The following is a 23,272-nucleotide window of genomic DNA, read 5'->3' as shown; positions in this document are numbered from 1 at the left end:
TCCGAGAGGTCATTCCAGCGTGGTGTTGTACCGCGCGAGCGTGGCGACGAAGCCTTCCAGGTCCTCGTCGGCCCAGTCCTCCAGGCGCTGGCCCAGCCGCGCCCGACGAGCAGCCGCCATCGCACTGGTCCGCTCGAGTGCGGCGTCGGTCGGCCGCACCACCCAGGCGCGCCCGTCGTCGGGGTCGCGCTCCTTGGTCGCCAGGCCCAGGTCCACGAGGAGCTGGATCTGGCGGCTCACGGCACCCTTGTCGAGGTCGAAGGCGTTCCCGACCTCGGACGGTCGCACGGATCCCTTCTCGACCACGTAGGTCAGGATCAGGTAGCCAGCGGGCGTCAGCTCCTCGTGGACCGTCCGCGCACGCTCCGAGATGACTCGCTTGAGTCGGCGTACGAGCACGGCCAGCTCATGCTCGAGCCCGAGGATCTGGCGCTCGCGCCGGGTCGGGCTCACCGGCTCGCCGCGGCCTCGGTGCCGGCAGCGATCTCGTCGTCGCGCAGGACGGTCTCACGCATCGGCTTCTCCTCGATGAAGAGCAACAGGACCAGTGAGAGTACGGCGAAGGGCAACGCGATCAGGAAGATGTGGCCCGTCGCCTCACCGAAGGCGTGCTCGAACACCTGGCGCACCGGTGCAGGCAGCGTCGCCAGGTCCGGGATCGACGTCGAGTCGCTGCCGAGGGTTGCCAGCGCGTCGGCGGGAACCTTCCCCGCCTCGACCAGCGCTGTCATGCCGGTGCGGACCTGGTCGGAGACCTGGTGGCCAAGGGCAGCGCCGAGAGCCGACACACCGATCGAGCCACCCATGGACCGGAAGAAGGCGACGACGCTCGACCCGGTGCCCAGGTCGGCTGCGGCCACGCTGTTCTGCACCGCCAGCACGGTGTTCTGCATCGTGGCCCCCAGACCGAGGCCCAGGACGGCCATGAAGACGCCGACGACGACCAGGCTGGTCGTGTCGTCGATGGTCGAGAGCATGGCCAGCCCGATGATGACCAGCACCATCCCGCCGATGAGGAAGTTCTTCCACCTCCCGGTGGCGCTGATCATCCGGCCCGAGACGATGCTCGACACGAGGAGGCCGCCGACCATGCAGATGGACATCAGGCCCGCGCGGGTGGGAGACATGCCGCGGGCGAGCTGGAAGTACTGCGAGAGGTAGACCGTCGCCCCGAACATCGCGACCCCGATCAGCACGGAGGCAGCGGTGGCGAGGCTGGTGGTCCGATCGCGGAAGAGCCGCAGCGGGATGATCGGGTCCTTGGCGACACGAGCCTCGACGAAGACGGCAGCGGCGATGACGACAAGCCCGGCGACGACGAGGGCAGCACTGGTGCCGGAGCCCCAGGCGAACTGGTTGCCGGCGAGCGAGACCCAGACGAGCAGCAGCGAGACACCGCCCATGAGGAGCGTGGCGCCGAGGTAGTCGATGTGCACCTCGCGCTTGACCACGGCCAGGCGCAGCGTCTTCTGCAGGACGACGAACGCGAGCAACGCGACCGGAAGACCCGCGAAGAAGCACCAGCGCCACCCGACGGTGTCCACGAGCAGACCCCCGATCAGCGGACCGCTGACGGTGGCGAGGGCGAACGTCGCACCGATGTAACCGCTGTAGCGGCCCCGCTCGCGCGGAGACACCATGCTGGCGATCACCACCTGCACGAGGGCGGTGAGCCCGCCCACCCCGAGACCCTGGACGGCCCGGGCACCGATGAGCACCTCCATCGTCGGCGCGAAGCCGGCGATGACGGAGCCGACGGAGAAGATCACGAGTGCGCTCTGGACGAGCACCTTCTTGGAGAACTGGTCAGCGAGCTTGCCCCAGATCGGGGTCGTGGCGGTCATGGTGAGGAGCGTGGCCACGACGACCCAGGTGTAGCCCGTCTGACTGCCCTCGAGGTCGGTCACGATGGCCGGCAGTGCGTTGGACACGATGGTGCTGGAGAGCATCGCCACGAACATGGCAAGAAGAAGGCCGCTGAGGGCCTCAAGCACCTGGCGGTGCGTCATCGCACCGGACTGCTCGGCGGTTGCGGGGGGTGTTGTCGACACGGAAGAAGCTCGATTCATGCTGGCCATAAGGTTGTCATCGACAACTATATTCCGTGGCCGGGAAATGCAGCGACCCGCAGGCCTGCCTCTCATGGGGGGCGATCCGGGGGATGACTCCGGGGCCTGCGGGTCGGGTGACTGCGTTGGATTCGCCGGCAGTACGTCGACGATGTTGACGGCCGCCGTTGGACGGCCGGTCGGTTGCTGCCTAGCGGGCAGCCACCTCACTCATCCGAAAAGAACTCATTCTTCGGACCACCTCCTTTCCGTGTGCCACAACCGTACGCCGCACACGGCGACCGCTCAATGCATTTCTGCGACGCCCTTCCTGTCAGCGGTGCCACACCCACATTCGCCGACCCGAGAATGTGGCTCACGCACCGCCGAGGGACGTTGGGACGGGGTCAGGCCGTCGCCGAAGCGAACTGGTATCGGTAGAGCCGGGCGTAGGCACCCTCGCAGCGGAGCAGGGATTCACGGTCACCCTGCTCGACGATGGCGCCGTCCTCCATCACCAGGATCAGGTGGGCGTCGCGGATCGTCGAGAGCCGGTGGGCGATCACGAACGAGGTCCGGTCGGTGCGCAGCGCTGCCATGGCGTGCTGCAGCAGCAGCTCGGTGCGGGTGTCCACCGACGAGGTCGCCTCGTCGAGGATCAGGAGGTCGGGCGCGGCCAGGAACGCCCGGGCGATGGTGATGAGCTGGCGCTCACCCGCCGAGAGGTTGGCCCCGTCCTCGTCGATGACCGTGTCGTAGCCGGCGGGGAGGGAGTGCACGAAGCGGTCCACGAACGTCGCCCGAGCGGCCTCCTGGATCTCCGCCTCGCTCGCCTCGGGGCGGCCGTAGGCGATGTTGTCGCGGATCGTGCCGGCGAACAGCCAGGTGTCCTGGAGCACCATCCCGATCTGGGAGCGCAGGGCCGCGCGGGGCATCGAGGCGCTGGCGACCCGGAGCCTACCGAGGACGGCGATCACGACGTAGTTGAGGTTGCCGACGAACATCATGATCGGCATGATGAGCCCGCTCACGAACTGGGCACCGAAGGACGCCTTCGACAGCGCGTCGTTCTCCTCGGCGAACACCCGCTCCGCCTCGCCCTGGCGGCCGTAGACCTCGACGAGCGCGTGCCCGGAGAAGGTCTCCTCGATGTGCGCGTTGAGCCGCCCGGTCTGCCGCCACTGCTGGACGAAGAGTCCCTGCGAGCGCTTCATGACCAGCGTCGTCACGATCATGGAGATCGGCACCGAGACCAGCGCGACGAGGGCCAGGACCGGCGAGATCCACAGCATCATCGACAGCACCGCGAGGACCGTCATCACCGAGGTGAGCAGCTGGCTCAATGTCTTCTGCAGCGTCTGGCTCACGTTGTCGATGTCGTTGGTGACCCGGCTGAGCAGCTCGCCGCGTGGCTGGCGGTCGAAGTAGCTCAGCGGCAGTGCGTTGACCTTGTCCTCGACGTCGTCGCGCATGCGGCGGACCGTGCCCTGCACGACGTCGTTGAGGAGGTAGCCCGCGACCCAGGCGAGCACGGCCGCACCCAGGTAGACCGCGAGCACGGTCAGCAGCAGCGGTATGGCGCCATGCGGGCCGCCACCCGGCGCAGCGACGGTCCGAAGGTGTTGGCCTTGCCGCCCACCATGCCGCCGCCCATCGGGCCGCGGCCGGGGCCGGGCCCGGCGACGACGCGCTCGGTCTCCTTCAGGGTGTCCTTCTGGCCGTCCTGCTGGCCCTCCTGCTGGCCGTCCTGTTGCGTGGTCGCCCTCATGCTGCTTCCTCCGCGGTGAGCTGCGACTCGACGATCTCGCGATAGGTGTCGCAGGTGGCGAGGAGCTCGTCGTGGGTGCCGCGACCGACGACGGCGCCGTCGTCGAGGACGACGATCACGTCGGCGTCACGGATGGTGGACACGCGCTGGGCCACCAGCACCACGGTCGCGTCCCGGGTGACTGGCACGAGGGCGGCACGGAGCCGGGAGTCGGTAACCAGGTCGAGCGCCGAGAACGAGTCGTCGAAGAGATAGATCTCCGGTCTCCGGATGACGGCTCGGGCGATCGCGAGCCGCTGGCGCTGGGCGCCGGAGAAGTTGGTGCCGCCCTGGGCGACCGTCGAGGCGAGCCCGTCGGGCAGTGCGGCCACGAAGTCGCGCGCCTGCGCGATGGACAGGGCGTCCCACATCTGATCCTCGGTCGCCCCGGCAGGCCGTGCTGCAGGTTGCTGGTGATGGTGCCGCTGAACAGGATCGCCTTCTGGGGGACCAGCCCGAGGGTGGACCACAGCAGCTCGGGTGCCAGCGACCGCACGTCCACCCCGTTGACCAGCACGCGCCCACTGGTGACGTCGAAGAGACGGGGCACGAGGTTGAGCAGGGTCGACTTGCCGGCGCCGGTCGAGCCGATGATGGCGACCGTCTGGCCGGGGCGCGCCTCGAGGTGGACTCCGCGCAGGACGGGCACGTCCGCACCGGGGTAGGCGTAGGTCACGTCGTCGAGCACCAGCGTGCCCCGCTCGGAGACGGCCGTGACCGGACGGCTCGGCGGCACGACGCTCGACCGGGTGTCGCACCTCCATGATCCGGTCGGCGCAGACGGCCGACCCGGGGGATCATCATCATCATGAAGGTCCCCATCATCACGCTCATCACGATCTGCGTGAGGTAGGTGAGGTAGGCCGTCAGGGCTCCGACCTGCATCTCGCCGGATTCGACGCGGTGGCCGCCGAACCACAGCACCGCCACCGACGCGACGTTGGCCACGAGCATGACGACCGGGAACATCGCCGCGAGCCACCTCCCCGCGCGGATCGAGACCTGGGTCAGGTCGGCGTTGGCCTCCCCGAAGCGCTGCGCCTCGTGCTCCTCGCGGACGAAGGCGCGGACGACCCTGATCCCGGTGATCTGCTCGCGCAGCAGGCGGTTGACCTCGTCGATCTTCTCCTGCATCACTCGGAAGCTGGGCACCATGCGCCTGACGATGACCGCGATCAGTCCGCCGAGCACCGGGATCGCGACCACGATGAGCCAGGAGAGTCCGGCGTCCTCCCGGGTAGCCATGACGAGCGCGCCGCCCATCATGATCGGCGCCGAGACCATCACGGTGAAGCCCATCAGGACCAGCATCTGCACCTGTTGGACGTCGTTGGTTTCCCGGGTGATCAGCGACGGGGCGCCGAAGTGCTGGACCTCCCTCGCCGAGAACGAGCCGACGCGCTCGAAGATCTGGGCACGCACGTCGTGGCCGAAGCCCATCGCCGTACGCGCGGCGAACCACACGGCAAGCACGGCGCACAGCACCTGCACCATCGAGATGGCGAGCATCAGTCCGCCCCGCTGGACGATGAAGCCGGTGTCGCCGACGACCACCCCCTCGTCGATGATCTCGGCGTTGAGGCTGGGGAGGTAGAGCATCGCGAGCGTGCCGATGAGCTGCAGGGTGACGATGACGGCGATCGGCCCCTTGTAGGGCGCGAGCCGCGTGCGGACCGGACGCAGCAGCATCAGGCCTTTTTCGAGTGCTGGCCGTCGAGGACGATGGTGACGATCTGGTCGGTCGTGAGGGTCTGGCCGTCGGCGATGTGGGGATGGCTGCCGGAGAAGGTGAGCAGCCGGGTGATGTGGGCGAGCTCGCTGGGAGGTACGGCGAGCTCGTGCTCGTGCGGGGAGAGGAGCCCGGTCATGATCGCGGTCGCTTCCTGGCGGTGGCGCTCCTTGTGCCGGTGGGCCTTCGGCGGACCGACGATGCCGACAGCGGTCGTCAGCTCGAAGATGCCGCGGAAGCGGCCCCGGAGGATGGTGACGAGCTCCGCGAGCAGGGGTCGCAGGGGTTGGTCGGGCTCGATCGATCGCAGGTCGTCGAGGAAGGGCTCCATCGCGAACCCGTGCTCCAGCGCGCCGCCGTGATCAGGTCGTCCTTGGAGTCGAAGACCGGGAAGATCGTGCCCTCGGCGACGCCGGCGGCCTCGGCGATCTGCTTGGTCGTCACCGTTCGTCCGTGCTCGAGCAGCAGGGGCACGGTGGCTGTGACGAGAGCGGTGCGCCGGTCGTCCGGACTCATGGGTGTTGCGCGTGGAGTCACTGCGACACCCTAGATGAGTGAGTGCTCACTCAGGTTGGATCACGGCGCCAGCCGCTGGATCCCCCACCTCGAGCCGGTCCGCGCGTAGACGAGCCGGTCGTGCATCCTGCTGGGTCGTCCCTGCCAGAACTCGACCGTGTCCGGCACGACGCGATAACCACCCCAGTGGTCGGGCACGGGCACGGGTTGGTCCGCGAACCTCTCCTCCGCCGCGTCGTAGGCCGCAGTCAGCTCGGCCCTCGACGCCACCGGCTTGGACTGCGCGCTGGCCCAGGCGCCGAGCTGGGCGCCGCGGGGCCGGGAGCGGTGATAGGCCTCGACGCTCTCGCGATCGAGCACGTGCGCCGTCCCCTCGACCCGGACTTGTCGCTCGAGCGGGTGCCAGGGGAAGAGCAGCGAGCAGCCCGGATTGGCCTCGAGCTCACGCGCCTTGCGCGACGTGTGGTTGGTGAACAGGACGAACCCCCGCTCGTCGAGGCCCTTCAGCAGCACGATCCGCGACGAGGGACGCTGGGCGACGCCGACCGTGCTGAGCACCATGGCGTTCGGCTCGTGCATGCCGGCCGCGACGGCTTCCCGGAGCCAGCGCCGGAACATCTCCACGGGGTCGAGGTCGAGGTCCTCGACGTCTAGTCCGCCCTCGGCATACTCCCGGCGCAGTGACGCGAGATCTGGGTCCATGGCGGCACCCTAGACGCGCTGGTGCAGAATGAGGCGGCTCGCGCCACAACACCGGGCGAGCCACTCGTCGTACGCAAAGGAGCGTCTCCCACATGGCTGAGGTACACCACGGGCTGGAGGGAGTCGTCGCGTTCGAGAGCGAGATCGCCGAGCCCGACAAGGAAGGCTCGGCGCTGCGCTACCGCGGCGTCGACATCGAGGACCTCGTCGGCCGCGTCCCCTTCGAGAACGTCTGGGGCCTGCTGATCGACGGCGCCTACACCCCCGGCCTTCCGCCCGCGGAGCCGTACACCCTCGCGGTCCACACCGGCGACGTCCGCGTGGACGTCCAGGCCGCCGTGGCCATGCTCGCCCCCGCCTTCGGCTTCGGGCAGACCTATGACATCAGCGACGAGCAGGCGCGCGCCGACCTCGCCCGCGTCGCGGTGATGGTCCTGTCGTACGCCGCACAGTCGGCCCGGGGCCTGCTGCAGCCCGTCGTCCCGCAGCGCCTCGTCGACCAGGGCACCACCCTGGCCGAGAAGTTCCTGATCCGCTGGAAGGGCGAGGCCGACCCGAAGCACGTCAAGGCGATCGACGCCTACTGGAGCTCGGCCGCCGAGCACGGCATGAACGCCTCGACCTTCACCGCCCGCGTCATCACCTCCACCGGTGCCGACGTCGCCGCCGCCTTCTCCGGTGCCATCGGCGCGATGAGCGGTCCGCTGCACGGCGGCGCTCCCGCTCGCGTCCTCACCATGATCGAGGAGGTCGAGCAGCGCGACGGCGACGCCGCGGGATACGTCAAGGAGCTCCTCGACTCCGGCGAGCGACTGATGGGCTTCGGCCACCGCGTCTACCGCGCCGAGGACCCCCGCGCGCGCGTGCTCCGTCGGACCGCCCGTGAGCTCGACGCACCCCGCTACGAGGTCGCGGAGAAGCTCGAGCAGGCCGCCCTGGCCGAGCTGCGCGAGCGTCGTCCCGACCGCGTCCTCGAGACCAACGTCGAGTTCTGGGCCGCCATCGTGCTGGACTTCGCGGAAGTGCCGGCCAACATGTTCACCGCCATGTTCACGTGCGCGCGCACCGGCGGCTGGTCGGCCCACATCCTCGAGCAGAAGCGGACCGGTCGCCTGATCCGGCCCTCCGCGATCTACACCGGCCCCTCGGCCCGGCCCGCCAGCGACGTCGACGGCTGGAACGAGGAGTGGGCCGACTAGGTCTGATGGCTAGGTCGGTCGCACCATCGGCGGGTGCAGCAGCTGTGCGTCACCGCGGGCGAAGAGCTGCGCCGGCCGGCCACCGTTGCGCGTCGTGGTGTCGTCCGTCGGCCGGACGAAGCCGGGCGTGCGCGTGATCTTGCGGTGGAAGTTGCGCGGGTCCAGGGCAACGCCCCACACCACTTCGTAGACGTCCCGCAGCTCGGCGATGGTGAACTCCTCCGGGCAGAACGCCGTGGCCAGGGGGGGTGTACTCCAGCTTCGCGCGTGCCCGCTCGACCCCGTCGGCCACGATCACGTCGTGGTCGAACGCCAGGGTCCCGGCAGGGATCTCCGCGAGGTCGTGCCAGCCCGCGTCGGCTGCGTCGCTCCCGGACGACGGCACCGGAAGGTCCGGCACGAGGGCGAGATAGGCCACGCTGGCCACCCGACCGCGAGGGTCCCGGTCGGGCGAGGCGTAGGTGGCCAGCTGCTCGAGATGCCCGGCGAGCGTGGCCATGCCCGTCTCCTCGAGGAGCTCGCGCTGACCGCTGCCGGCAGGTCCTCGTCGGCCAGCACGAATCCGCCCGGCAGGGCCAGGTGTCCGCGATAGGGCTCCAGACCGCGCCGGACGAGCAGCACGCAGAGCCGGGCGTCGCAGATGGTGAGGACCACGAGGTCGACGGCCAACGCGGTCGTCAGGTGGAGGGAGGCCATCAGTCCACCAGGGCACCGGCGTCACCTTCTGGTTCCACCCCCTCAACGCCGCCCTGAGCGAGATCCCGGTCGACGACCGCGAGCAGCCGCTCCTGTTCCACGCGCGCACCATCGACTTCCAGGACATCACCGTCCAGGCGAGCGTCACCTACCGCTTCGCCGAGCCCGAGGTCGCCGCCCAGCGCCTCGACTTCAGCATCGACGCCTCGAACGGGCGGTGGCGCGCGACCCCCTCGAGCAGGTCGGCGGACTGCTGACCGAGCTGTCGCAGCAGCACGCGCTCGCCCTGCTGGCACAGCTGACCCTGGCCCGGGCGCTCTCTGAGGGCATGAGCGCCGTGCGGGAGACCATGGTGAGCGGTCTGGGCGGCGACGAGCGCCTGGTCCAGCTCGGGCTGCGCATCGTCGACGTCCGCGTCGTCGCCGTACGCGCCGAGGCCGACGTCGAGCGGGCGCTCCCGACGCCGACGCGCGAGCGGGTGCAGCAGGAGGCGGACAAGGCCCCCTTCGAGCGCCGGGCAACGGCCGTCGAGCACGAGCGTGCGATCGCCGAGAACGAGCTGCAGAACCAGATCGAGCTCGCCCGTCGCGAGGAGCAGCTCGTCACCCAGCACACCATCCGGATGACCGGAGCCGCCCAGGCCGAGACCGACACGGCACGTATGGCGGTCTACGCCGACGTCGAACAAGCCACGCTCGTGGGCCTGGCCCGGCGGGAGCTCGCGGGAAGCCTGCCGCAGATCGGCACGCTCAATCTCACCCCGGACCTGCTCACCACCCTCGCCGAACGCTTCGCGAGCGGACAGCCGCAGGGAGCAGGGCGATGACCCTCAGTCCGCGGGCCGTGGTGGTCTCCCGCAGCACCGAGCTCGAGTCGCTGATCGCCCACCACGGCACTCGGCAGCAGGCCTACTTCTTCCTGCGCTCGCGCGGTCGTGAGCCCGACGAGCTGGTGGCGGCCGACGAGGTGCAACGCGTTGCCATGCAGCACGTCGCCTCCGCCATCCCCATGGACTGGCGACGGGTCCAGGTCGAGCGTGCCGATCTGTCGCGCTTCGTCTTCGGTGGCGAGGACATCGTGATCGCTGTCGGGCAGGACGGCCTGGTCGCCAACGTCGCGAAGTACCTCGACGGGCAGGTGGTCATCGGACTCAATCCCGAGCCCGACCGCAACCCGGGCGTGCTCGTCCCCCATCACCCGCACGCCGCCGCCAGCCTCCTCCAGGTCGCGCTGTCGCCCGAGGTGGACGCTCGTGTCGAGCCGCGAGTGATGGTGCTGGCCAGGCTCGACGACGGGCAGGAGTTGCGCGGGCTCAACGAGATCTACCTGGGTCATCCCAGCCACCAGTCGGCCCGCTACAAGCTCACCACCGTGGACGGCGCCACCGAGCGGCAGTCCTCCTCGGGCGTGCTCATCGGCACAGGCACCGGCGCCACGGGATGGTGCCGGTCCGTGGCCCTCGAACGCCGCTCCGAGATGGCACCGCCCGGTCCGACCCAGGCCGCCGTCCTGTGCTGGTACGCCCGCGAGGCCGGGCCCTCCCCCGCGACGGGCACGGCCCACACCCAGGGCACCATCGCCGCCGAGCAGGTCTTCGCGGTCACCGCCCAGTCCGACCTGGTCGTCTTCGCCGACGGCATCGAGTCCGACGCGCTCCACCTCACCTGGGGCCAGCGGGTCGTCTTCACCGTGGCACCAGGCCGCCTGCGCCTGCTGCGCCGACGGTTCTCAGGCGGGCGGGGCCGCTGCCGCGGCGGCTGCCATCTCGACATACCAGCTCGTGCGCCCCTTGGCCCCGTCCATGCTCAACGAGATGTGCATGTGGTCGCGGTGCCTCAGCGTGGGCGAGCAGGTCTTGCGCGAGCGGCAGCTCGAGCTCAGGTACTTCTTCGGCTCGAAGCCCTCCCAGGCGGCGTACATCTTGTCGTTCCAGATGATGTACATGATGCCCATCCGCCGAGCGAGGGCATCGGTGTCGCCGAGCTCGTCGTCGGCGAACGCCTCGATGATGAAGGCGTCCGCGACCGCCTGGTCGTCCAGGTCGCGCGCGTCCAGCGTCCAGTCGAAGGCGCGGCCGTCCTTGTGCTCGGAGGCGCCTCCGCTGCTGCACGAGCGCAGCGTGCCGCCATACGTGCCGCCGCGCGCTGCCAGCCACCGACCGAGCGCGACCGTGCCGGGCTTGTCCTTGTGCGCGCAGATCTTCTGCGGCTGATAGGTCGCGTAGGAGTCGACGGGCAGGACGTACTTCGCCGCCGTCGGTGCACCGATGAGGCAGGCCAGCAGCACAGCCGCCCACAGCACCACGAGTCCCTTGCGCACGGCAGGAGACTAGAGGTGCTCCTGGGGCGATGGAGGCAAAAGTGAAGATTTTCTACGACGGACGCGGCGTGTCGTCTGGACACGCCTTGGCGAAGCATCGGTTGTACGGCGAGTCGCGGTAGTGACCGAAGCCCGCCACGACCTCGTAGCCGGCCGACTCGTAGAGCGCGAGCGCCTCCGGCTGCATGGTGCCGGTCTCCAGGATGACGGCCTCGGCGCCGGCTGCGAAAGCAGTCGCCTCAAGGTGGGCGAGCATGCGACGGGCGACACCGAGACCGCGTGCGGAGGGCACGACATACATGCGCTTGACCTCCGCCGTCGCCCTCGTGCCGGCCACCTCGACGTCGTCGCGGCGACGCCACGCTCCGGAGACGACCGGCTCCCCGTCGAGGTAGCCGACGAAGAACGCACCCCGGGGCGGGGTGAACTCTGTGTGGTCGATCGGCGACTCGTCGCGGCTGCCGTAGCGGGCGACGTATTCCTCCTGGACGGCCTCGACCAGCAGCTGCGCAGCCGGGTGCCCAATCGTCACCTGCCGAAGATCGAGCACTCCTGGGGCCTCCCCTGAGACACAGCCACTGGTCATGTCGACATCGTATGAGAGGCTGGCACGGCTGACAGCGTCGTCAGGTCCTCCCTCCCCAGCACGTCCCGGAAGGTGTCAGAAGATGACCGACGCAATCACGATCCCAGCCGAGCTCCTCCCGGCCGACGGCCGCTTCGGCGCCGGCCCCTCCAAGATCCAGACCAGCCACCTCGACGCGCTGGCCGCGACCGGCTCGGACCTGATGGGCACCTCGCACCGCCAGGCACCGGTGAAGAACACCGTCGGCCGCGTGCGCGAGGGCCTGGCCGCACTGTTCGACCTGCCCGAGGGCTACGAGGTCGTGCTCGGCAACGGCGGTGCCACCGCCTTCTGGGACATCGCCACCTTCGGGCTGATCCGGGAGAAGAGCCAGCACCTGAGCTTCGGAGAGTTCTCGTCGAAGTTCGCCAAGGCGGCTGCCGACGCCCCGTGGCTGGCGGACCCGAGCGTGATCAAGAGCGAGCCCGGGTCGCGGCCGGTGGCAGCGGCCGAGGACGGCATCGACGCCTACGCCTGGGCGCACAACGAGACCTCCACCGCGGTGATGGCGCCGGTCATGCGCCCAGCGGGCGCAGCCGACGACGCGCTCGTGCTGGTCGATGCGACCTCCGGCGCGGGCGGCCTGCCCGTGGACCTCGATGAGGTCGACACCTACTACTTCGCGCCGCAGAAGTGCTTCGCCTCCGACGGCGGCCTCTGGATCGCGATCATGTCGCCGAAGGCGCTGGCGCGGGCCGAAGAGATCGCCGCCACCGACCGCCACATCCCGGCCTTCTTCGACCTCCCCACGGCCATCGACAACTCGGCCAAGAACCAGACCTACAACACCCCGTCGGTCGCCACCCTCTTCCTGATGGCCGAGCAGCTCGACTGGATGAACGCCCAGGGCGGTCTCGCCGGCATGGTCGAGCGCACCACGGCCTCGAGCGAGGCCCTCTACGGCTGGGCTGAGGAGACCGACTACACGACGCCGTACGTCGCAGACCCGACCCACCGCTCCCTGGTGATCGGCACCATCGACTTCGACGACGCCATCGACGCCGCCGCGATCGCCAAGGTGCTGCGGGCCAACGGGATCGTGGACACCGAGCCCTACCGCAAGCTGGGTCGCAACCAGCTGCGGATCGCGATGTACCCCGCCGTCGACCCCTCGGACGTCGAAACACTCACCGGCGCGATCGACTACGTCGTCGGCCAGCTCTGAGCCCCTGGCACTCTGCGTGTAGTTCGACTCCTAGGACACCAAGTCCAACGAGTCGAGCAATAAGGGCAAGAAGGCCTCGTCCGGGGAGAAGGCCAAGCCCGAGATGGCCTCCGGCCAAGAGAACGCCCTCCAAGCCGGGCAGAACTACATTGACATCATGCCGTTCTCGAAAGCTGGGCTCATCCAGCAGTTGTCATCGTCGGCGGGCGATGGCTACTCCAAGGCCGATGCGACTTTCGCAGCGAACAACGTGGACGTGGACTGGAACGCCGAAGCTGTCGAGGCGGCAGAGCTCTACCAAGACACGATGCCAATGTCGAAGGACGGGCTTGTCCAGCAGTTGTCGTCGCCAGCAGGCGATGAGTTCACCAAGGAGCAGGCCGTGCAAGCGGTCAACAAGGTCTACTGACCCGCAGCCATTTTCCGAACCCTCCTCCCTTCGAGGAAGGCTCGCAAGACGCGGTCCGGTCCGGCAGTAGGCGAGGACGTCGTCGCGCCGAACGGTGCGCTACTTGGCATACGTCCGCTCCAGCGCTGTCTGCGCCAGGTCCTCGGCCAGGTGATGGTCTCCCGTCAGCAGCTAGGCCGAACGGCGCAGCCTCGGCCACGCCGCCTGCGCGAACTCATCGAACTCTCGGTCTCGACCGGCCATCGGCGTCCCCCGCGTATCTGGATTGTGGTCAGTCTTCACCCATACATACGCACCACGGACCGGATCGGTCTGCCGGAGATCCAGGCAGGCCGTCTCAGCCCTCGCGCAGCAGCTTCAGCGTCGCCCGCTCGAGGGCGGTCTGGCGCTCATCTGGGGTATCGAACGTGCGTCGGGCGGCGCGACCGATCGTCCGCCCCTTCTCGTAGGCGTTGACGACGCGCGGGTCGACGTAGGCGGAGCGCGCCAGCGTCGGGGTGTTGCCGAGGAAGTCCGAGACGTCCTTCATCGCAGCAGAGACAGCCCGCTTGCGCGAGGCCTTGGTCGCACCGGGCTCGTCGGTCAGCGCCAGCGCCTCCGCCGCGAGCACGGTGGCATGCCAGGTGCGGAAGTCCTTGGCCGTCGCGTCGAGTCCGGTGGTGGTGCGGATGTAGTCGTTGACCTGCGAGGAGTCGAGGCCGCGCCACGTGCTGCCGTCCTTCCACGCCAGCAGCCGGTCCCCGCCGCCGCGGCGACGGCGCATGACGTCGAGGCCCTCGATGGTCGGTCCGTCGTCGATCTCGATGCAGTGCTCGACCCCCGACTTGCCGACGAAGCAGAAGCGGAGGCGGTCCTGGTGCTTGGTGACGTGCTCGCGCAGCAGGGTGGTCAACCCGAAGCTGCCGTTGGTGTCGGTGTAGACGTCGTTGCCGATCCGGAAGTAGCCGAGGTCGAGCAGGCGTACGGCGACGGCGCACGCCCGCTCCTGGGTCATGCCCTCGGCACCGAGATCGGTCAGCACCCGCTCGCGCGCCTTCGACATCGCCCGGCCGAAGTCGGTGATCCGCTCGAACTTCATCGCGTCCCGGCTGGCCCGCCACTGCGGGTGGTAGAGGTACTGCCGGCGGCCTGCGTCGTCGGTGCCCACCGCCTGGAGGTGACCGTGGGGATGGGGCGTGATCCACACGTCGGTCCACGCCGGCGGGATCACCAGGTCCTTGCACCGCTGCCGGTCCTCGGGCCGGAGCGGCTGGCCGGCCTCGTCCAGGTAGGTGAAGTTGCGCCCGACGCGGCGTCGACTCCAGCCGGGCTGGTCCGGGGAGGTACGGCGCAGGCGGGGCATGCCCACACGTTAGCCGCGAGCCCCTCGGCCCGACTCACCCGTGAGGGCTACCGGGGTCTGAGCGAGCGCACCAGCACGACGAGCCCACCGAGGAGGGCCACGGCGCCCACCATCCACGGCCACGCGTCCCGGTCGCGCACCTCGGTGGTGAGGTTCTCGACCGACGGCGAGGAGGCCGCCGGGTCGGGAGCAGACACCGTGGGCGTGGGGGTGGGGCTCAGCACTGCGGGGATCGCCTCCGGCAGCGCTACGCGTAGCACCGGCGCCTGCTGCCCCTCGCTGCTGACGAGGACGGCCTCGGTCGAGACCACTGCGATCCCTTCGCCCTGCTCCTGGCTGGGCAGGTCGAAGGACCCGACAGGTTCCAAGGCCGGGAACGAGTAGACCACCGCGTTCGTGTAGGTCCGGAGGATGAGGTGGTCCCCGTCGGGGAAGAACGCGCCGTCGGTGACGATGCCGGTGGTCGTCCCGACCAGCCCGAGCACGTTCGGCGCATCGTCGGCCAGCTCGGGCGGCGCTGCGTAGAGCTCGCCGCCGAAGATGCCCTTCGTTGCGACATACAGCCGACCGGTCACTGGGTGGACGAGCAGCGCCTCCGCGTCGCGCTGGCCGTCGGGATAGACGAGCTGGAAGTTCTCCTCCGACACCGTCCGGTCGCCGCGCCCTACCGGCACGCGCGTCACCTCGATCGAGTCGCGCGAGGCGGCGTTGTCCCCGATGTCGCCCACCCACACCTGTCCCGACCCGGCTGGAGCAAGCGCCTCGACATCCTGCGGTCCGTCCGCCCAGAAGGTCTCCCCGACGGTCTCCCCGGTGGACATGTCGACGGTGAAGACCCTCCCGGTGTCGCCCGAGTCGTTGGTCGTGTGCGCCAGGTTGCCCTCGACGACCAGCCCACTGGACTCGACGATCTCGGCGTCCTGGAAGCGGAAGACCTCGCGACCGTCACGATCGACCGTGGCCGCCGTGAGTCCGATGACGAAGGGCGTCACGACGGCCAGGCCCCCGAGTGCGCGCAGGAGGCGCTCAGTCACCGCGGATGCCCACGAGCTCCGCGAGCCTGGGCGTCACGGCCCACGTGGCCACCAGGTCGTCGTACTCCCGCCGGGACGCATCCTCGCTGCCACGCGAGCCGGTGCGGGTGGCCCGGAGCAAGGTGTTGCGGGGGGTGTGCTCGCTTCCTACGAACTCGACGACGTCCACGCGGTAGCCCACCAGCCGCAGGATGGTGGCGCGCAACGCGTCGGTGAGGGTGTCGGCGAAGCGCTCGCGCAGGATCCCGTGCCGGGTGAGCAGGGCGTACGGCGCAGGAGTCGCGGCCGTCCGCAGCTGGGACGCGATGTCGTGGTGGCAGCACGGCGCGGCCAGCACCAGGCTGGCGTCCCACTCCACGGCCCGCGCCAGCGCGTCGTCGGTCGCGGTGTCGCAGGCGTGGAGCGCGAGCACGACGTCGGGTGGCTCGGGCAGGACTGCCGCGTCGATCGCGCCCACCACGAAGTCGGCCTCGATCCCGAGGGTGGCCGCCACGCCCGCGTTGTGGTCCGCCGACTGCTGCTTCACGTCCACTCCGGTGACCCGCACCGGCAACCCCCGCACGTGGGTGAGGTAGCGCTGCGCGGCGAACGTCAGGTAGGCGTTGCCACAGCCCAGGTCGACGATGCGCAGAGGCTCGTCCTCCGTCGGGCGGCGCAGGTGCCCCTTGTCGAGGGCGTCGGTGATGGACGAGTCGAGCAGCCGGAGGAACTCCTCGACCTGCCGATACTTCGCTTGCCGGGTGGGCTTGATCCGCCCGTGGGCGTCGGCGATCCCCAGGGCGGCCAGGACGGGGTCGCTCTCGGCGAGCAGCCGCGGCTTCTCACGGTTGTGGCCGCGTTCGGCAGCGACCGGTTCGGCTCGCTCCGTCGTGTGGACGACAGCCTCGGGCCTCTTGGTGACCCGCAGCTGATGGGTCCGGGTCGTGGTGTCGACGTGCCAGTTGCCGAACGGCTGGCCGAGGAGTGCGTCGACTGCGCCGCCGGCCTCCTCGCCGGTCGCGAAGTTCGCGGTGTGGGCCTGGGTCTCGTCGAAGGACGTGAGCTGCAGGTGGCGGCCCGCCTTCAGGTCGACGTAGCGCAGCTCGACGCGGCGCACCTCGCGACTCCCGACCCGAGGCACGGGCAGGCCCTTGCGGCGACCGGAGGCGACCGCCCGCACGAGGGTCTCGGGGTCGAGGAGCAGGGCCCGGGTCCGGGCCAACGCGTCGGCGAGCGACTCGGTGGCCATCAGACGAACTGGGCGATAACGACGATCAGGATGAGAGCTCCCAACGCGACCGGGATGATGAGGCGGCGGTGACGGGGATTCACCTGATCATCCTACGGGCGTCACCAGTGCTCCATCGATCCGCGGAAGACGCCGGCGAGGTCCTCAGCCGTCACAGCGCGCGGCGCGGTGGCGAGCAGACGCTGCTGCTTGAGCGATCCGTCGACCAGGTCGTCGATGTCACGGGCGAGATAGCCGACCTCCGCGAGCCCGTTGGGGATGCCGATGTCGCGCATCAACGACCGCAGCACCGAGGGCAGGTCGTCCGGACCGGCGTTCCCGCCCTCGCCACCGAGCAGCGACGCCGCTCGCAGATGGCGCTCGGGGGCGGCTTCGAAGGTCAGGGCGAACGCTGCCGGTGCGGTCAGCGAGACCGCCATGCCATGAGGCACGATCGGATCGCCCTGGGGATATCCCTCGGGTCGGTAGTCGCGCACGCGACCGGCGATCGGGTAGGCGTTGGCGTGCGGGATGTGGACCCCTGCGTTGCCGAAGCCCAGCCCGGCGAAGGTGGCCGCCAGTGCCATCTGCTCGCGGGCCTCGGTGTCGTCGCCGTCGCGCACGGCGGTGCGGAAGGCCCCGGCCAGCAGCGAGAGTGACTTCTCCGCCCACATGTCAGCGATGGGGTTGGCGCCGCAGTAGGGCACCCGCTGCTCAGGAGTCTTGGCGTCGAAGTCGGCGAACCACCGCGCGGTGTAGCTCTCGAGCGCGTGGCACAAGATGTCCATGCCGCAGCTGGCGGTCACCATCGACGGCTGGCTCATGGTCAGGTCGGGGTCGACCACGGCGAGGGTCGGGCGGAGCCGGGCATGGCTGATGCCGGTCTTCACCTTGAGCGCAAGGACGTCGAGGACGCAGATGGTCGTGGACTCCGAGCCGGTGCCCGTCGTCGTCGGCACGGCTACCATGGGCAGCAGCGCCGCTGACGGGGCACGGCCGCCCCCCACCGGTGCGTTGACGTAGTCGAGCAGGGACCCTTCGTTGGTCACCAGGAGGTTGACCGCCTTGGCCGTGTCGATGGCGGAGCCTCCGCCAATCGCCACGACGGCGTCCCACGGTCCCTGCTCACGGGCGAACGCGACAGCGTCCTCCAGCGACTCATCGGTGGGTTCGACCCGGCTGCGGTCGTAGGTCGTGACGTCGAAGCCACGCGCCGCGACCTGCTCGGCGATCCGGCCCGGGTGGCCGGTCGCAGCCACCCCCGGATCCGTCACGACCAGCACCCGCGGACGGCTGGTTCCTCCGGTGAGCTGCTGCAGGTCGAAGCCGATCTCCGCGGAGGCTCCGCGGCCGAACTTCAGTCCCGGAGCCGCATAGGTGAAGACGGTTTCGGCCACAGGTTCAGCCTATCCGCAGTCGGGATCCTCGCCGCGTGCACCGTTGGTGCACAGAGCACCCACAAGGCACCAAACCCCCGGTTTCCACCGATGCGGTCTGCCTACTCTTTGGACATCTCGGGGCGAAGTTTTCGCATCAATCGAGAACCCCCCACCCCCACGGAGCGAACCATGAGCATCACAGGATCCCGGTCATGACCGGCGGAGTACGTGTCGCCGCCGGTGTCGCCGCTGTCGCACTGGTCATGACGGCCCTCGGCATCGCGTCCCCCACCTCTGCGGACGCCGAACGACCCACTGTCCGTCCCGAGATCACGGCTCAGATCAACCGCTGACCAAACCCCAGGGCGTGATGGACGAGCTCCAGCACCGAGACCTTCCCGGACTCGATGTCGTCGAGCTCCACCCAGGCCACCGCGTCCGTCGTCCCGTCGACCTCCACGACCTCGGGCTCGGCATCCGGAGCGACCGTGGCGGCGAACAGCAGGTGGACGCCGTGGAAGTCCTCCACGCGGCCACTCGGCGCCGTACCTGAGAAGTGCGTGTCGTGCACACCCAGGAGCGCGCCGACCTCGCACGCGATACCGCACTCCTCGGTCACCTCCCGGGCCAGCGCGGTCGCCGGCGGCTCTCCGTGGTCGATGCCACCGCCGGGCAGGGTCCAGGAGCCGGCATGGTGCGCCTGCTTCGACAGGCGGGTCAGCAGCACGGCCGAGCCGCGGCGGACGAGGGCGTACGCCGCCACCCGCTGGAGCTGGAACGGCGCATGCTCGGCCAGCGCCTCCTCGACCATCGCCACGACGGGAACGGTGCCGTCGAGCACCGACGCCAGCGGCCGCCACGCCGCTTCCATCGTGGAGCCGTCCACCTCCACCACCCGCGGGGCAGGTGCATCCGCCGGCACCCACGCGTCGTAGACGATGCGCAGGGCGTGGAAGTCGGTCATCACGCCGTCGCGCGAGGCCCGCGGCAGGTGGGCTGAGTAGACGCGAGCGGTGGTGCCCACCGTCGCCGTGAGGCCGGTCTCCTCGCCAATCTCGCGGACGAGGGCGTCGCGCGGATCCTCCCCGTGGTCGAGGCCGCCGCCGGGCAGCGTCCACAGCTCATGGCGACTGATCCGGGGCGCCAACCGGCACAGCAGCACCTCAGGCTCGTCGCGCACCCGCATGATGACGGCGTACGCCGCCACGCGCTGTCGTCTCGGTAGGGATGCCATGGCCCCCAACCCTGCCATGTCACCCATGGGTTGTCGTAGCGTGACACCCGTGGCAGGAGGCGAACGGGACCCGTGGCTCGACAACACCAAGATGGTGCTTGTCACCCTCGTCGTGGTCGGCCACTCCTGGGCACTGCTCCCCGACACCCACTTCAGCAACTGGGCCTACGACTTCCTCTACTTCTGGCACGTCCCGGCGTTCGTCTTCATCAGCGGCTACCTCTCGACCTCGTTCGAGTGGACGCGGCGCCACTTCAAGGCGCTGCTCTACGTCTTGGTGATCCCCTACCTGGTCTTTGAGCCGGCGCTGTACTACTACCGGCTCAGCCTCGGGGAGGACGTGGGGTGGGTGCTCTACCTCCAGCCCCACTGGACGATGTGGTATCTCCCCGCGCTGTTCTGCTGGCGGCTGATGACCCCGGTCCTGAAGCGCCACTGGCTCTTCCTGCCCCTGTCGGTCGTCATCAGCCTGGCGGCCGGCCTGTGGGACCCGGAGTGGCTCGGGTTGCCGCGCATCCTCGGCCTGTTGCCGTTCTTCGTCCTCGGGCTCCACCTGAAGCCGCGCCATCTCCACCGGCTCGACGACCCGTGGGTCAAGGTCGCCTCGCTCGGCACCCTGGCCCTGATTGCCTTTCTGTCCCGCGGCCTCGACGACTGGGCGCGCACCGCCTTCCTGCTCTACGACGCCGGCTACGAGGGCATCGCCTCCGACGTGGCCTACGCCGCCCAGACCAGGTTGTCGGTGATGGCGATCGGGCTGGTCGGCGCGTTCGCCGTGATGGCGCTGATCCCCCGCCGTGGCAGCTGGTTCACCGCGATGGGCGCCGCGACGATGAACGTCTACCTGCTCCACGGCTTCGTCATCAAGACCGCCGAGCTGCGCGGATTCAAGGAGTGGAGCGCCGATCGTCCCTACCTCGCGCTGCTGATCACGACTCTCGGCTCGATCGTCCTCGCGCTCGCCCTCGCGAGCCCGTGGTCCCGTCGCTACCTGTCGTGGCTGGTCAATCCCCTCGGCACGTGGGAGTCGCGTCACAAGGGCCGAGGTCGTGGGGTGCCCCGCACGTCGGTCCCCACGCAGGCCGCACCGCCGATCGTGGAACAGAGTCCAGCTCACGCGCCTCGTGCCGCGACGGTGCCGCCCCTCCCAGGTGGGCCGGATGCCACGGCGCCCACTCCCCCGGACGCGGCCGGTGGTGCGGCAGACCCTGCACCTCCTCCAGCAGCTCCGTAAGGCGGGCGCCGAGAGTCCGAGTCGCTTCGCTGAGGTCGTCCGCGGGCCCGACCGCCATGGGCTCCCCGAAGGACACGTCGACGCGGCGCCCCCGGGTCAGGTCCGGACGCCGGCTCACGCTGTAGATCCGCTGGCTGCCCCAGATCGCCACGGGGATGACCGGCACCTGCGTCTCGCGCGCGAGGGCCGCCGTACCCCTCATCAACGAGCGCACCGTGAAGGAGTGGGAGACGCCCGCCTCGGGGAAGACGCACACCGCCTCGCCCTCGCGGAGCAGCCGTCTCGCCTTGAGGTATGCCGCAGCGGGAGCCTCGCGGTCGACGGGGATGTGCTGCATGCGGTCCATCGGTCGCACCAGCAGGCGCTGGTGCCAGACGTCGTGGCGGCACATGAACCGCAGGTAGCGACCGCGCTCCACGGCCGCCTCCTCCAGGAAGAGGAAATCCGGATAGGACACGTGGGTCGCGGCGAGCAGGACGGGTCCGTCGGTCGGCACGTGCTCGAGCCCAGTGTCGCGCACCTCGATGGCCAGGCTCCTGAGCGCGAGGCGGCCGAGTGAGTTGACCAGGCGATACCAGTTCTCCGTCATCGGGGAAGGCTGGCCCTCAGGCGAACGGTGGACGGGCGTCGCGCGCGATGGATCGGCGGCCGGCCCAGCGCCATACGCGGGCAGCGCGGTCGCGGTCCGCGTCGTCCACGAGGTTGCCCATCCACCGCAGGGCCAGCGTCATCAACCAGTCCGACCGCATCCCGGCCGGACCGAGCGCGGCGACGACCTGCGGGACCGTGGCGACACCGGCGAGCCGGCGGGCGATGGAGAAGGACTCGCCGTAGTGCTCGCGCAGGACCTGGGGCCACGCGGTGCCGAGTGTTCCCCCCGCCGCCATGATCTCGGCGACGAAGCGTCCGGTCTCCAGGCCGTAGTCGATGCCCTCACCATTGAGCGGGTTGACACAAGCGGCTGCGTCGCCGATGAGGGCCCAGTTGTCGCCGGCGACTCCTGACACGGCCCCACCCATCGGCAGCAGCGCCGACGTCGGCATGCGCAGGGGTCCGGTCAACTGGAATTCGTCGCGTCGCTGGGCGGCGTAGAAGCTCATCAACGGCTTGACCGCGATCTTGGCGGGGCGCTTCGACGTGGCGAGGGTGCCGACGCCGACGTTGACCTCGCCGGTGCCGAGCGGGAAGATCCAGCCGTAGCCGCTGAGGATCTCGCCGTCCTCACCGCGCAGCTCGAGGTGGGAGCTGATCCAGGGGTCGTCCGACATCCCCGAGGTGACGTAGGCCCTGCCGGCGACGCCGTAGACCGTGTCGCGGTGCCACTCCCGACCCAGCAGCTTGCCCAGCGGTGACCGGACGCCGTCCGCCACCACCAGTCGGCTGCACTCGATCTCGAACGACTCGTCACCCGAGGTGAACTCGACCGCGGCCACGCGTGCGCCGTCCATGCGTACGCCGACAGCACGAGCACCCTCCAGCGCGAGCGCGCCGCTCTTGATCGCGATGGTGCGCAGGTGGTCGTCGAGCTCCGTACGCGCCACCGCGGAGCCCCACGAGGGCAGGTCGTTGTCCGGCAGCGTCGGCCACGGCAGCAGCAGCGTCTGCCCGAAGCCGTGCGCCCGGAGTCCGTGGTTGACCGTGTGCGCGCGCAGCCAGTCCTCGAGGCCGAGGCGCATGAGCTCCCCGATCGCGCGCGGCGTCAGGCCGTCACCGCAGGTCTTGTCGCGCGGGAAGACCTGCGCGTCGACGAGCAACGTGTCCAGCCCGGCACGAGCGCACCACGCTGCGGCCGCTGAGCCCGCCGGGCCAGCGCCCACGACAAGGACGTCGGTCGAGGTCGGTCGGGTCACTCGCTGATTCTCTCAGTCGGTGCCTGAGGGGCACGAATCCATAGTCGTCGGTGGGGAATGACGAAGCCCCGGCCCCACCGAGGTGGGACCGGGGCCAACGACTGGATGGCTCAGTTCTGGTAGGAACCGAAGTCGAAGTCGTCGAGGGCTACGGCCTGGCCACTGGTGCCGAAGTCGTAGTCGTAGGAGTCGTAACCGGTGACGGTGTACGCCGCAGCGCGGGCCTCCTCGGTGGGCTCCACCCGGATGCTGCGGTAGCGCTCGAGGCCGGTTCCGGCCGGGATGATCTTACCGATGATGACGTTCTCCTTCAGACCGCGCAGCGAGTCCGAGCGGCCGTTGATGGCAGCGTCGGTGAGCACTCGGGTCGTCTCCTGGAAGGAGGCGGCCGAGAGCCACGACTCGGTGGCGAGCGAGGCCTTGGTGATGCCCATCAGCACGGGCCGACCCGAGGCGGGCTGGGTGCCCTCGGAGACCACACGACGGTTCTCCTCCTCGAAGCGGACCCGCTCGACCAGGTCGGACGGCAGCAGGTTGGTGTCACCCGACTCGATCACCGTGATCCGGCGCAGCATCTGCCGCACGATGATCTCGATGTGCTTGTCGTGGATCGACACACCCTGCGAGCGGTACACGTTCTGCACCTCGTCCACCAGGTGCTCCTGGGCCTTGCGAACACCCAGGATGCGCAGGACGTCCTGCGGGTCGGGGGTACCAGACGTCAGGTGGTGACCCACCTCGATGTGCTGGCCGTCCTCGACGTTGAGACGCGAACGC

General features: G+C 69.7%; 21 protein-coding genes and 5 pseudogenes. 7 read left to right on the top strand and 19 right to left on the bottom strand.

The window, feature by feature from the left end; all coding sequences use genetic code 11:
• Positions 1-9 precede the first annotated feature (9 nt).
• The 8 genes and pseudogenes from JWN68_RS07615 to pdxH all read right to left on the bottom strand — a co-directional run bounded on the left by JWN68_RS07615 (position 10) and on the right by pdxH (position 6,802).
• Positions 10-453 carry a MarR family transcriptional regulator gene (locus JWN68_RS07615; RefSeq protein ID WP_297737047.1) on the bottom strand — a complete coding sequence of 148 codons (444 nt, stop codon included), beginning with the start codon at positions 451-453 and terminating at the stop codon, positions 10-12.
• Complete coding sequence (locus JWN68_RS07610; protein ID WP_297737044.1) at positions 450-2,051, bottom strand: MDR family MFS transporter; 1,602 nt, start codon at positions 2,049-2,051, stop codon at positions 450-452. Before JWN68_RS07610 ends, JWN68_RS07615 begins: the two co-directional genes overlap by 4 nt.
• Positions 2,052-2,455: 404 nt before the next feature.
• Positions 2,456-3,604: pseudogene (locus tag JWN68_RS07605) on the bottom strand (ABC transporter ATP-binding protein); the annotation flags it as partial.
• Positions 3,605-3,609: 5 nt separating this feature from the next.
• Positions 3,610-3,816: a hypothetical protein gene (locus JWN68_RS07600; protein ID WP_297737041.1), complete on the bottom strand. Its 207-nt coding sequence runs from the start codon at positions 3,814-3,816 to the stop codon at positions 3,610-3,612.
• Positions 3,813-5,544, bottom strand: a pseudogene (locus JWN68_RS07595) (ABC transporter ATP-binding protein). Before JWN68_RS07595 ends, JWN68_RS07600 begins: the two are co-directional and overlap by 4 nt.
• Complete coding sequence (locus tag JWN68_RS07590) at positions 5,544-5,915, bottom strand: hypothetical protein (RefSeq protein WP_297737038.1); 372 nt, start codon at positions 5,913-5,915, stop codon at positions 5,544-5,546. Before JWN68_RS07590 ends, JWN68_RS07595 begins: the two are co-directional and overlap by 1 nt.
• On the bottom strand, positions 5,801-6,100 hold the full coding sequence (locus JWN68_RS19270) for a TetR/AcrR family transcriptional regulator (RefSeq protein WP_366519764.1): 300 nt from the start codon (positions 6,098-6,100) through the stop codon (positions 5,801-5,803). Before JWN68_RS19270 ends, JWN68_RS07590 begins: the two co-directional genes overlap by 115 nt.
• Positions 6,101-6,160: 60 nt before the next feature.
• Complete coding sequence (gene pdxH / locus JWN68_RS07585; RefSeq protein WP_297737035.1) at positions 6,161-6,802, bottom strand: pyridoxamine 5'-phosphate oxidase; 642 nt, start codon at positions 6,800-6,802, stop codon at positions 6,161-6,163.
• Positions 6,803-6,894: 92 nt separating this feature from the next.
• Here pdxH and JWN68_RS07580 point away from each other — a divergent pair, with 92 nt between their 5' ends.
• Positions 6,895-8,001 carry a citrate synthase 2 gene (locus JWN68_RS07580; protein ID WP_297737032.1) on the top strand — a complete coding sequence of 369 codons (1,107 nt, stop codon included), beginning with the start codon at positions 6,895-6,897 and terminating at the stop codon, positions 7,999-8,001.
• Positions 8,002-8,010: 9 nt separating this feature from the next.
• On the opposite strand, the gene JWN68_RS07575 is transcribed toward JWN68_RS07580, so the two are convergent.
• Positions 8,011-8,244: a hypothetical protein gene (locus tag JWN68_RS07575; RefSeq protein WP_297737072.1), complete on the bottom strand. Its 234-nt coding sequence runs from the start codon at positions 8,242-8,244 to the stop codon at positions 8,011-8,013.
• A 106-nt stretch (positions 8,245-8,350) separates the two neighbouring features.
• Positions 8,351-8,713: pseudogene (locus JWN68_RS07570) on the bottom strand (NUDIX domain-containing protein); the annotation flags it as partial.
• Between the two features lie 201 nt (positions 8,714-8,914).
• Between JWN68_RS07570 and JWN68_RS07565 the strand changes: the two are divergent.
• Entirely contained in the window at positions 8,915-9,523 is a 609-nt protein-coding gene (locus JWN68_RS07565; RefSeq protein WP_297737029.1) for a hypothetical protein, read from the top strand.
• Complete coding sequence (locus JWN68_RS07560; protein WP_297737026.1) at positions 9,520-11,061, top strand: hypothetical protein; 1,542 nt, start codon at positions 9,520-9,522, stop codon at positions 11,059-11,061. Before JWN68_RS07565 ends, JWN68_RS07560 begins: the two co-directional genes overlap by 4 nt.
• Before the next feature lie 7 nt (positions 11,062-11,068).
• On the opposite strand, the gene JWN68_RS07555 is transcribed toward JWN68_RS07560, so the two are convergent.
• Positions 11,069-11,602, bottom strand: coding sequence for a GNAT family N-acetyltransferase (locus JWN68_RS07555; protein ID WP_297737023.1), 534 nt, complete (start codon positions 11,600-11,602; stop codon positions 11,069-11,071).
• 82 nt (positions 11,603-11,684) lie between these two features.
• On the opposite strand from JWN68_RS07555, the gene serC reads away from it, so the two are divergent.
• Entirely contained in the window at positions 11,685-12,806 is a 1,122-nt protein-coding gene (gene serC, locus JWN68_RS07550; protein WP_297737020.1) for a phosphoserine transaminase, read from the top strand.
• Positions 12,807-12,909: 103 nt separating this feature from the next.
• Positions 12,910-13,215, top strand: coding sequence for an Ltp family lipoprotein (locus JWN68_RS07545; RefSeq protein WP_297737017.1), 306 nt, complete (start codon positions 12,910-12,912; stop codon positions 13,213-13,215).
• Between the two features lie 337 nt (positions 13,216-13,552).
• Here JWN68_RS07545 and JWN68_RS07540 read toward each other — a convergent pair whose 3' ends face one another.
• From JWN68_RS07540 to JWN68_RS07525, 4 genes are all read right to left on the bottom strand, one after another.
• Positions 13,553-14,557, bottom strand: a complete 1,005-nt coding sequence (locus JWN68_RS07540; protein ID WP_297737014.1) for a DNA topoisomerase IB — start codon at positions 14,555-14,557, stop codon at positions 13,553-13,555.
• Between the two features lie 47 nt (positions 14,558-14,604).
• Entirely contained in the window at positions 14,605-15,591 is a 987-nt protein-coding gene (locus JWN68_RS07535) for a hypothetical protein (RefSeq protein ID WP_297737010.1), read from the bottom strand.
• A complete protein-coding gene (locus JWN68_RS07530) occupies positions 15,584-16,819 on the bottom strand; it encodes an SAM-dependent methyltransferase (RefSeq protein ID WP_297737006.1) in 1,236 nt (411 codons plus the stop codon). Before JWN68_RS07530 ends, JWN68_RS07535 begins: the two co-directional genes overlap by 8 nt.
• 101 nt (positions 16,820-16,920) lie before the next feature.
• Complete coding sequence (locus tag JWN68_RS07525) at positions 16,921-18,195, bottom strand: hydroxyacid-oxoacid transhydrogenase (RefSeq protein ID WP_297737003.1); 1,275 nt, start codon at positions 18,193-18,195, stop codon at positions 16,921-16,923.
• Positions 18,196-18,389: 194 nt separating this feature from the next.
• On the opposite strand from JWN68_RS07525, the gene JWN68_RS07520 reads away from it, so the two are divergent.
• Positions 18,390-18,530: a hypothetical protein gene (locus JWN68_RS07520; protein ID WP_297736999.1), complete on the top strand. Its 141-nt coding sequence runs from the start codon at positions 18,390-18,392 to the stop codon at positions 18,528-18,530.
• On the opposite strand, the gene JWN68_RS07515 is transcribed toward JWN68_RS07520, so the two are convergent.
• On the bottom strand, positions 18,515-19,438 hold the full coding sequence (locus JWN68_RS07515; protein WP_297736996.1) for an NUDIX domain-containing protein: 924 nt from the start codon (positions 19,436-19,438) through the stop codon (positions 18,515-18,517). The genes JWN68_RS07520 and JWN68_RS07515 overlap by 16 nt on opposite strands.
• Positions 19,439-19,460: 22 nt before the next feature.
• Between JWN68_RS07515 and JWN68_RS07510 the strand changes: the two genes are divergently transcribed.
• Positions 19,461-20,645, top strand: coding sequence for an acyltransferase family protein (locus JWN68_RS07510; protein WP_297736993.1), 1,185 nt, complete (start codon positions 19,461-19,463; stop codon positions 20,643-20,645).
• Positions 20,646-20,844: 199 nt separating this feature from the next.
• Here JWN68_RS07510 and JWN68_RS19265 read toward each other — a convergent pair.
• From JWN68_RS19265 to JWN68_RS07495, 3 genes and pseudogenes are all read right to left on the bottom strand, one after another.
• A pseudogene (locus JWN68_RS19265) lies at positions 20,845-21,234 on the bottom strand (1-acyl-sn-glycerol-3-phosphate acyltransferase); the annotation flags it as partial.
• 16 nt (positions 21,235-21,250) lie between these two features.
• Positions 21,251-22,495 (bottom strand): geranylgeranyl reductase family protein, encoded by a 1,245-nt coding sequence (locus JWN68_RS07500; protein WP_297736987.1) that lies wholly within the window; start codon positions 22,493-22,495, stop codon positions 21,251-21,253.
• 110 nt (positions 22,496-22,605) lie between these two features.
• A pseudogene (locus tag JWN68_RS07495) lies at positions 22,606-23,272 on the bottom strand (DNA-directed RNA polymerase subunit beta'); the annotation flags it as partial.

Origin of the sequence: Nocardioides sp., assembly GCF_025964975.1 — a bacterium.
Lineage (GTDB): Bacteria > Actinomycetota > Actinomycetes > Propionibacteriales > Nocardioidaceae > Nocardioides.
This window is presented reverse-complemented; position numbering and strand designations above follow the sequence as displayed.

Bases quoted from the DNA above. Each gene is read 5' to 3' on its own strand.
- pdxH (WP_297737035.1), bottom strand. From the start codon at position 6,802: ATGGACCCAGATCTCGCGTCACTGCGCCGGGAGTATGCCGAGGGCGGA.
- JWN68_RS07530 (WP_297737006.1), bottom strand. From the start codon at position 16,819: ATGGCCACCGAGTCGCTCGCCGACGCGTTGGCCCGGACCCGGGCCCTG.
- JWN68_RS07545 (WP_297737017.1), top strand. From the start codon at position 12,910: ATGGCCTCCGGCCAAGAGAACGCCCTCCAAGCCGGGCAGAACTACATT.
- JWN68_RS07520 (WP_297736999.1), top strand. From the start codon at position 18,390: ATGACCGGCGGAGTACGTGTCGCCGCCGGTGTCGCCGCTGTCGCACTG.
- JWN68_RS19270 (WP_366519764.1), bottom strand. From the start codon at position 6,100: ATGAGTCCGGACGACCGGCGCACCGCTCTCGTCACAGCCACCGTGCCC.
- JWN68_RS07555 (WP_297737023.1), bottom strand. From the start codon at position 11,602: ATGACCAGTGGCTGTGTCTCAGGGGAGGCCCCAGGAGTGCTCGATCTT.
- JWN68_RS07590 (WP_297737038.1), bottom strand. From the start codon at position 5,915: ATGGAGCCCTTCCTCGACGACCTGCGATCGATCGAGCCCGACCAACCC.
- serC (WP_297737020.1), top strand. From the start codon at position 11,685: ATGACCGACGCAATCACGATCCCAGCCGAGCTCCTCCCGGCCGACGGC.
- JWN68_RS07580 (WP_297737032.1), top strand. From the start codon at position 6,895: ATGGCTGAGGTACACCACGGGCTGGAGGGAGTCGTCGCGTTCGAGAGC.
- JWN68_RS07560 (WP_297737026.1), top strand. From the start codon at position 9,520: ATGACCCTCAGTCCGCGGGCCGTGGTGGTCTCCCGCAGCACCGAGCTC.
- JWN68_RS07600 (WP_297737041.1), bottom strand. From the start codon at position 3,816: ATGAGGGCGACCACGCAACAGGACGGCCAGCAGGAGGGCCAGCAGGAC.
- JWN68_RS07515 (WP_297736996.1), bottom strand. From the start codon at position 19,438: ATGGGTGACATGGCAGGGTTGGGGGCCATGGCATCCCTACCGAGACGA.
- JWN68_RS07540 (WP_297737014.1), bottom strand. From the start codon at position 14,557: ATGCCCCGCCTGCGCCGTACCTCCCCGGACCAGCCCGGCTGGAGTCGA.